This is a genomic window from Caulobacter sp. 17J65-9 (assembly GCF_010975005.1).
Classification (GTDB): domain Bacteria; phylum Pseudomonadota; class Alphaproteobacteria; order Caulobacterales; family Caulobacteraceae; genus 17J80-11.
In genome coordinates, this window is sequence record NZ_JAAIVC010000171.1 from 1 (window position 1) to 7,823 (window position 7,823).

The window sequence follows — 7,823 nt, forward strand, 5'->3', positions numbered from 1 at the left end:
GCCGAGGCCCGCGGCTCCGGCCGCCGCGCCCGCCGCGACCGCGCCGACCCCGGCTCAAGGCAACGGGGGCCGGCCATGAGGGGCCGCGCGGTCCGCGTTGTGGGCCCGCTTCATTGGATCGGGTACCCTGCGCTCGCTGTCGTCGCCGCCACCCTGGTGTTCGCCACCCCGGTGCGGTTGTTCAGGCTCCCCCTGCCGGAGCCGATCTTTCCGATGGTCCTGGCCTTCGCCTGGCCGCTGATCCGGCCGTCCATGCTGGCCCCGGCGGTGCTGCTGGTGGTCGGCCTGTTCCTCGACCTGCTGTGGGGCGGGCCGATGGGGCTGTGGGCGCTCAGCCTGCTGTGCGCCTACGGGGTGATCCTGTTCGCCCGGCCGCTGATCGTGGGCCAGGACGTCCGCGCCCTCTTGGGCTGGTACGTCGGCGCCACCATTCTGGCCTACGCCCTGGGCTACGTGTTCACGGCCCTGGACGTGAAGGCCGCGCCCAGCCTGGTCGGCGCCTTCTTCCAGGTCCTGGTGACGGTCCTGCTGTTTCCGCTGGCCAATAATCTGATCGAGCGCTTCGACGACGGGGACGTGCGCTTCCGATGAGCGAACCGGCGATCTTCTTCTCCGACGTCAACGAACGTCAGGGCGGGTTCCTGCGCCGCGCCATGCTGATGGGCGGGCTGACCAGCGCCGGCATCCTCGCGCTCGGCGCGCGTCTGGGCCAGCTGCAGCTGGTGCAGACCGGCCGCTACCAGACCATGTCGGCGGAGAACCAGTTCAACTTCCGCCTGGTCCCGCCGCCGCGCGGCCGCATCCTGGACCGCAACGGCGTGGTGCTGGCCGGCAACCGCCCCAGCTTCCGCCTGCTGGTGGTGCGCGACGAGACCAAGGATCTGGACGCCACCCTCGACGCCGTCGAGAAGCTGGTGCCCGAGACGGCCAACCGCCGCCGCTCGATGATCCGCGACATCAACCAGAGCCCGCGCTTCGCCCCGGTGCCGGTGGCCAACGACCTGACCTGGGAGGAGTTCGCGCGGGTGAACCTGCACGTCTCCGAACTGCCCGGCGTCATGGCCGACATGAACGAGGCGCGCTTCTACCCGTTCGGCGGGGCCTTCGCCCACGTCATCGGCTACGTCGCCAAGGTGTCCGACAAGGACGTCGCGCGCGCCAAGGAAGGCGGCAAGTCGCCGGACGCGATCCTGTTCCACCCGGGCTTCCGGATCGGCAAGCAGGGCATCGAGAAGGCGCTGGACGAAGACCTGCGCGGCGTGCCCGGCGGCCAGAAGGTCGAAGTGGACGCGCGCGGCCGCGTGGTCGGCGAGGACCCGGAGGGCTCGCGCCCGGCGGTCCCCGGCAAGGAGGTCGTGCTCACCCTCGACGCCGACGTCCAGAACCGCGCGCTCGAGGTGTTCGGCGAGGAATCCGGCGCCGCGGTGGTGATGGACATCCGCACCGGCGACCTGCTGTGCCTGATGTCGGCCCCGGCCTTCGACGCCAACCTGTTCGTCGGCGGCGTGCCGTCCAAGGTCTATCGCGCGCTCGCCGACTACGAGCGCAAGCCGCTGCTCGACAAGGCGCTGTCCGGCACCTTCCCGCCGGGCTCGACCTTCAAGACCATGACGGGCCTGGCCGCCCTGCAGGCGGGCATCGACCCCAAGCGCCGCGTCCACTGCTCGGGCGGCTGGAGCTTCGGCGGCCGCACCTTCCGCTGCTGGAAGAAGGGCGGTCACGGCTCGCAGGACCTGCACGACGCCATCAAGAACTCTTGCGACACCTACTTCTACACCATGTCGCTGGAGATCGGCCCGGACCGCCTGGCCGAGGTGGCCAAGGCGTTCGGCCTGGGCGACACCTTCGACATCGGCATTTCCGGCCAGAAGAAGGGCATCGTTCCCTCGACCGCCTGGAAGAAAGAATACTTCAAGAAGGCGTCCAACCCGGACGCGCGGCGCTGGTGGCCGGGCGAAACGCCCAGCTACGCCATCGGCCAGGGCGCGTTGGCGGTGAACCCGCTGCAGCTCTGCGTGATGACCGCCCGTCTGGCCAACACCAAGAAGGCCGTCGTCCCGCGCCTGATCAAGTCGATCGGCGGGGTGGAGCAGCCCTCCGGCGCCGCGGTGCCCGACCTGCCGTTCCCGCACGAGCACCTGGAGATCGTGCGCGGCGGCATGGCCGCGGTGGCCAACGACGTGACCGGCACCGCCTACCGCGCCAGCCAGCTGGGCCTTGGGCCCATCCAGATGGCCGGCAAGACCGGCACGGCCCAGGCGCGCAACTACCGGGCCGGCGAGTCGCGCAAGAACTTCGCCGACTGGAACTACCGCGACCACGCCTGGTTCGTGGCCTTCGCGCCCTATGACGACCCGCGCTACGCCATTTCCCTGCTGATCCAGCACGCCCCGCACGGCGGCGCCGCCGACGCCGCGCCGCGCGCCCGCGAGATCATGAAGGTGGTGCTGCTGAAGGATCCGGAAATCCGCAAGCGCATCGAACAGCCCTACGTCGAGCCCGCGGCCCCGGTCGACAGCGGCGCGCCGCAGGACGAACCCGACAGCTTCATCGGCTCCGAGCCCGCGGCGCCCGCGCCGCAAGGCACGCCCCAAGGAACGCCGCAAGGAACGCCCACGTGACCGCCTCCGCCCTGACGCGTCCCGGCGAGCGGGACCGCCTTTCGGTCAAGTTCAGCGAGATCGACTGGCGCTTCGCCGGCCTGCTGTTCGCCATCGCCGGCGCCGGCTCGATGATGCTCTATTCGGTGTCCGGCGGCTCCTGGGAGCCCTGGGCCGCCAACCACCTGATCCGCTTCAGCCTCTGCTTCGCGCTGATGATCGCGCTGGGGCTGGTGGACCTGCGAGTGTGGATGGCGTCGGCCTATCCGGTCTACGCGCTCGGCCTGATCCTGCTGATCTGCGTGGAGCTGTTCGGCTACACCGCCATGGGCGCGACCCGCTGGCTGAACCTGGGCTTCACCCGCATCCAGCCGTCCGAGATCATGAAGATCGGCATCGTGCTGGCCCTGGCCCGGTTCTACCACGGGGCCTCGGCCAAGGACGCGTCGTTCTCCTTCAAGCTGCTGATCCCGGCGGCCATGATCGGCGCGCCGGTGCTGCTGGTGGCCCACCAGCCCGACCTCGGCACCGCCATGCTGATCGCCCTGACCGGTGCTGCGGTGATGTTCATGGCCGGCCTGAGCTGGAAGATCATCTTCACTGGCGTGGCTGGCATGGCCGCGGCGATCCCGCCGTTCGTCATGTTCGTCATGCACGACTATCAGCGGAAGCGGATCCTCACCTTCCTGGACCCGGAATCCGACCCGTCGGGGTCCGGCTACCACATCATGCAGTCGACCATTTCGATCGGCTCGGGCGGACCGCTGGGCAAGGGCTACATCCTGGGCTCGCAGAGCCAGCTGGAGTTCCTGCCGGAAAAGCAGACCGACTTCATCTTCGCCGCCCTGGCGGAGGAGTTCGGCTTCGTCGGCTGCTTCTCGCTGCTCTTGCTCTACGCCGCTGTCATCCTGATCGCGCTACGCATCGCCAGCCTGTCGCACAGCCACTTCGGGCGGCTGAGCGCGGCCGGCGTCACCGCCACCTTCGCCCTCTACGTGCTGATCAACGGCGCGATGGTGATGGGCATGGCGCCGGTCGTGGGCGTGCCCATGCCGCTGCTGTCCTACGGCGGCACCGTCATGCTGACGGTGATGATCGGCTTCGGCCTGGTGATGTCGACGCGGGTGCACCGCTATCTCGAGCTGCCGAGCGGCCGCGGGTTCTTCTTCTAAGAAGGCCCCGGCCGCGCCGGAACGTCCCGGGCCTCCGCCGGTTGGCGAGGCATGGACGATCAAGACCTTCGCAAGCTGGCCCTGCGCCTGTCCGTGGAAGCCTCGCCGGAGGCCCCCACGGGCGAGGGGCTGGGGCCGTGCGGGCCTTCCGCGCCGCCGGCGACCCCGCCCGCCGCGAACGGCAACGCGGCCTCCACGCCTGACGAGGACGCTCAGGCCCTGGTGCCGATCAGCGCCTGGACCTCGCCGGAGGACGCCAAGGTCATGGCGGCCGGCATGAAGGCAAAGGCCAATCCGGCCGAATGGACCTTCGAGCGCCTGTGCCGGATGATCGAGGACTTCGAGAACAGGCTAAGCGCCGACGAGGAGATCGGCGCCACCATCGTCGGCGCGCCCGGCGAGGGGGCCTTCCGGGTCGACGACATCGGCTTCTGGGGGCCGGACCTGATCATGTTCTACGGCAAGAACCAGCACGGCCGCGCCGTTCGCCTGATCCAGCACTACCAGCAGCTGTCGGTGCTGCTGTCGGCCCTGCCGCGCGAGGAGGAGGCGAGGCCCGCCCGCCGCATCGGTTTCGCCCTGCGCTCGCGCATGGAGGAGGCCGCGGCCGACAACGCGCCGGCCCCGCCGCAAGGCGGCCAGCCGCAGGCCGTGACCGGAAAGACGCCCGCCGGCCGCGGCGAGCGTCCCTGACCTAGAGTCTTCCCGCTTCGGATGGAATCATCCGAAGCGGACGAGAAGGTTCTGAATTCTTAGAGTTAGAGCGCGATGGCCGCCGAAACCGGCGTCCACTTTCGGCTATCGCGCTCTAGAGCTTCAGCGCCGTGTCGGTGGCCCGCACCAGGGCGTCGACGATGCCGGGTTCGGTGGAGGCGTGGCCGGCGTCGGGGATCACGTCCAGCCGGGCCTCGGGCCAGGCCTTCTTCAGCGACCAGGCGCTCTCCATCGGCGTGACCACGTCGAAGCGGCCCTGCACGATCCAGGCGGGGATGTGCCGGATCTTGTCGATGTTCTTCAGGATCCAGCCGTCTTCCGGCATGAAGCCGCCGTTGACGAAGTACCAGCACTCCAGCCGCGCGAAGGCGGTGGCGAAGTCGGGCTGGGCGAACTTGTCGGGCCGGGCCTCGGGGCCGCGCACGGAGATGGTGTCGCCTTCCCACGAGCTCCAGGCGATCGCCGCTTCGGTCTGCACCACCGGGTCGCGATGGGTCAGGCGCTTGAAGTAGGCCGCCATCAGGTCGTCGCGCTCGGCCGGCGGGATCGGGGCCAGGAAGCGCTCCCAGGCGTCGGGGAACAGCATGGAGGCCCCGTCCTGGTAGAACCAGGACAGCTCCCGCTTGGTCAGCAGGAAGATGCCGCGCAGAATCAGCGCCTCGACCCGGTCGGGGTGGGTGATGGCGTAGGCCAGAGCCAGGGTCGAACCCCAGGAGCCGCCGAACACCGTCCACTTCTCGATGCCGCAGCGCTCGCGCAGCCGCTCGATGTCCTCGATCAGGGTCCAGGTGGTGTTGTCTTCCAGCACCGCGTGCGGGCGGGACTTGCCGCAACCACGCTGGTCGAACAGCACGGTGCGCCAGGCGTTCGGATCGAAGAACCGGCGCATGCCGGGGTTCACGGCCCCGCCAGGACCGCCATGCAGCACCACGGCCGGCTTGCCGCCGGGCGCGCCGCATTCCTCGTAATAGACCTCGTGGACCGAACCCGTCGGCATCCAGCCGTAGGCGAACGGTTCCACTTCCGGATAGAGGCCGCGTCGGGCGGCGTCGATATTGAAGGCGGCCATCGCGTTCCTGTCTCCGAAACCGATGGTCACCCGTCAAGTTTTTCGTGCGGCGGCGTTTTCGTCCGCAGCGCCGTCCAGGCCAGCACGGCCCAGCCCGCAAGCATCAGAACGCCGCCGACCGGCGTCACCGCGCCCAGCACGCGCGGGCCGCCCAGCGCCATGGCGTAAAGCGTTGCGGCGAACACCGCCGCGCCCAGGTTCATCAGCAGGGCGGCGGTCCGCGAGCGCCCGGCGCAGGCCAGGGCGGCGACCGCGTGGGCCAGCTGGTAGGCCGAACCGGTCCGCAGCCAGGCGACCGCCTGCGGATCGCTCACGGCGTGGGCGGCGAAGGCGCCCAGGGCCACCGCCGCAAATCCGTTGGCGGCGGCGAACAGGACGGCGGCGCGGTCTTGCGGATACATGGCGGGCTCCGTTTGCGCAGGCAGCCCTACCGCGCGGCGCCTAATCTGGTAAGCGGAAACCCGTGAAGGGCTCCTCCCGCATTTCCGTCGCCTACGCCCTGCTGTTCACCGGCACCGGCGTCAGCCTGCCCTACCTCTCGCTGTGGCTGCGGGCCGAGGGGCTTAGCGGGGCGGACATCGGGGTGATTCTGGCCGCGCCCATGCTGGCCCGCATCGTCACCGGCCCCTTGCTGGCCGTGTGGGCCGACAGCTTCCAGCTGCGGCGCACGGCGGTGGCGGTGCTGGCCTCGGTCACCTTCTGCGCCTACGTCGGCATGGCGCTGACGCGGGGCTTTGCGGCCTGGCTGCCGCTATGGTTCGTCGCCGCCTCGTGCCTGGGCGCGATCCTGCCGCTGCTGGACGTGTTCTGCCTGCGCCGATCGCGCAAGGACGGCTTCGACTACGCCCGCCCGCGAGGGATCGGCTCGCTGGCCTTCGTCGCCGCCAACGTCGCCATGGGCGCCCTGCTGGCGATCTACACGACCGAGCTGATCATCGTCTGGGTCGCCGTGGTCAACGCCCTGCTGGCCCTGGCCGCGTGGCGGATTCTGCCCGACGAGCCGGTGGCCGACGACGGCGTGACGACCAGCCACGCGGACCGGTTCGCGGGCCTGGGCCGGCTGCTGGGCGATCCGACCTTCATGACCGCCATCGTGTCGCTCGGCCTGATCCAGGCGGCGCACGCCTTCTACTACGGCTTCTCGATCCTGAGCTGGAAGGCGCAGGGCGTCCCGCAGGCCTGGCACGGCCTGCTGTGGGCGACCGGCGTGGCGGCCGAGATCGTGTTCATGTGGTTCATGCAGCCGTTCCGCCGCCGGATGGGCCCCTGGCGGCTGGTCATGCTGGGCGGGGCGGCGGCGATGGTGCGCTGGACGGCCATGGCGTTCGCCCCGCCGCTGGCCTGGCTGTGGCCGCTGCAGATGCTGCACGCCTTCACCTTCGCGGCGGCGTTCCTGGGCGGCCTGCAGATCATCGAGAAGCTGACGCCGCGGGAGAGCTCGTCAGCGGCCCAGACCCTGAGCTCGGCCTTGTCCAGCGGCCTGCTGACGGGCTTGGGGACCATCATGGCCGGGCCGCTGTACGACCGCTACGGCGCGGGCGGCTACCTGGCCATGACGGCCATGGCGGGGCTGGGTCTGGTCGGCGTGTTGCGCCTGCGCCGGATGGTCGAGGCGAAGGGCTGAGCGTCCGTTCCGGATGGTCGTCCATCCGGAACGGGATCGCCTCAGGCGTGGTCGCCGATGGCGGCGTCGATCAGCAGGTAGGTGCGGCCGGGTTCGGAGGAGAGCAGGGAGATGGTCATGTACCCGTCCTCGTCCTTGCGCCGGGCGTCCTCCAGCAGTTCCTCGTAGCGGGTCACGTAGCGCTCGGCCTGGGCGCGCAGGCCCTTGTCCGACAGCACGCGGCGCGAGATCCGGCGGATCGCGGCCGGGGCCACGCGGCGGACCACCTCGCGGGCGGTGTCCGGGTCGCCTTCGTGGAAGGCGGCGGCGGCTTCCTCGACCCGGGCGCGGGGCAGCAGGGCGTTGGGATCGACGCCCAGGGCCTCGATCTCGTCGATCAGGCGGTCGGCCAGGTGTTCGTCGTCGACCTCCGGCTCGCCGGCCTGGGCCTTGTCCATGCCGCCCAGCAGGTCGCGCCAGGTCCAGCCGTCGGGCTCCTTCTTGCCGCCGGCGGCGTCGAACACGGTCTTGAACTCGTCGTCGGTCGCGGTCGGGGTCAGCTTCAGGCGCGGACGCAGGCCGGCGGGCGGGGCCGCGGGGGCTTCCGGCTCCGGACGGCGTTCGCGGCGCGCGGGCGCCTCGGACGGCGCGGGCATGCGCGGCGC

General features: G+C 70.6%; 7 protein-coding genes and 1 pseudogene. 5 read left to right on the forward strand and 3 right to left on the reverse strand.

Features of this window, described 5'->3' with window-relative positions; genetic code table 11:
* The 4 genes from G3573_RS18320 to G3573_RS18335 all read left to right on the forward strand — a co-directional run.
* Positions 1-591 (forward strand): hypothetical protein (locus G3573_RS18320; RefSeq protein WP_346427415.1); only part of this gene is annotated, 591 nt, incomplete at its 5' end.
* Complete coding sequence (gene mrdA, locus G3573_RS18325; protein ID WP_163263132.1) at positions 588-2,621, forward strand: penicillin-binding protein 2; 2,034 nt, start codon at positions 588-590, stop codon at positions 2,619-2,621. The genes G3573_RS18320 and mrdA, both read left to right, overlap by 4 nt.
* Positions 2,618-3,772 (forward strand): rod shape-determining protein RodA, encoded by a 1,155-nt coding sequence (rodA, locus tag G3573_RS18330; protein ID WP_163263133.1) that lies wholly within the window; start codon positions 2,618-2,620, stop codon positions 3,770-3,772. The genes mrdA and rodA overlap by 4 nt, the downstream gene beginning before the upstream one ends.
* Positions 3,773-3,823: 51 nt before the next feature.
* Positions 3,824-4,465, forward strand: a complete 642-nt coding sequence (locus tag G3573_RS18335) for a DUF6173 family protein (RefSeq protein WP_163263134.1) — start codon at positions 3,824-3,826, stop codon at positions 4,463-4,465.
* Positions 4,466-4,580: 115 nt separating this feature from the next.
* Here the strand turns inward: G3573_RS18335 and pip are convergent, their stop codons facing one another.
* Both pip and G3573_RS18345 read right to left on the reverse strand, forming a co-directional pair.
* Positions 4,581-5,555 (reverse strand): prolyl aminopeptidase, encoded by a 975-nt coding sequence (pip, locus tag G3573_RS18340; RefSeq protein ID WP_163263135.1) that lies wholly within the window; start codon positions 5,553-5,555, stop codon positions 4,581-4,583.
* 26 nt (positions 5,556-5,581) lie between these two features.
* Positions 5,582-5,956 (reverse strand): DUF423 domain-containing protein, encoded by a 375-nt coding sequence (locus tag G3573_RS18345; RefSeq protein ID WP_163263136.1) that lies wholly within the window; start codon positions 5,954-5,956, stop codon positions 5,582-5,584.
* 62 nt (positions 5,957-6,018) lie between these two features.
* On the opposite strand from G3573_RS18345, the gene G3573_RS18350 reads away from it, so the two are divergent.
* Positions 6,019-7,179 (forward strand): MFS transporter, encoded by a 1,161-nt coding sequence (locus G3573_RS18350; protein ID WP_163263137.1) that lies wholly within the window; start codon positions 6,019-6,021, stop codon positions 7,177-7,179.
* Positions 7,180-7,220: 41 nt separating this feature from the next.
* Here G3573_RS18350 and G3573_RS18355 read toward each other — a convergent pair.
* Positions 7,221-7,823 (reverse strand): annotated as a pseudogene (locus G3573_RS18355) (polar localization protein TipN); the annotation flags it as partial.

Bases quoted from the DNA above. Each gene is read 5' to 3' on its own strand.
- pip (WP_163263135.1), bottom strand. From the start codon at position 5,555: ATGGCCGCCTTCAATATCGACGCCGCCCGACGCGGCCTCTATCCGGAA.
- G3573_RS18335 (WP_163263134.1), top strand. From the start codon at position 3,824: ATGGACGATCAAGACCTTCGCAAGCTGGCCCTGCGCCTGTCCGTGGAA.
- G3573_RS18345 (WP_163263136.1), bottom strand. From the start codon at position 5,956: ATGTATCCGCAAGACCGCGCCGCCGTCCTGTTCGCCGCCGCCAACGGA.
- mrdA (WP_163263132.1), top strand. From the start codon at position 588: ATGAGCGAACCGGCGATCTTCTTCTCCGACGTCAACGAACGTCAGGGC.